The organism is Spirulina sp. CCY15215 (assembly GCF_016888125.1).
Classification (GTDB): domain Bacteria; phylum Cyanobacteriota; class Cyanobacteriia; order Cyanobacteriales; family Spirulinaceae; genus CCY15215.
Genome location: NZ_JACSWA010000034.1, coordinates 1 through 207, shown reverse-complemented (window position 1 = coordinate 207; position 207 = coordinate 1). Strand labels below are relative to the sequence as shown.

The following is a 207-nucleotide window of genomic DNA, read 5'->3' as shown; positions in this document are numbered from 1 at the left end:
TATCATCGCCAATAGGACGACAAGCGCGATCGCTGCCAGGGGAAGAATCTTCATTTTCTTCTCCCGCTACGATTTCCTCTTCTTCCCCCTCTTCAGAGGTCTTGTTTTCCTGTTGAGTCAATTCATCTTCGGGAGTAGACAGACAACCCCGTGCAAAAAGGATGTCTTCTTCTCGGATTTCTAGAGAATCAAACTCTCGTTCAAATG

The 207-nt window shown here is 46.4% G+C and carries 1 protein-coding gene; it reads right to left on the bottom strand.

Translation table 11 applies throughout. The features are described 5' to 3' along the window. Positions 1 to 207 (bottom strand): hypothetical protein (locus tag JUI58_RS00140; RefSeq protein ID WP_204101740.1); only part of this gene is annotated, 207 nt, incomplete at both ends.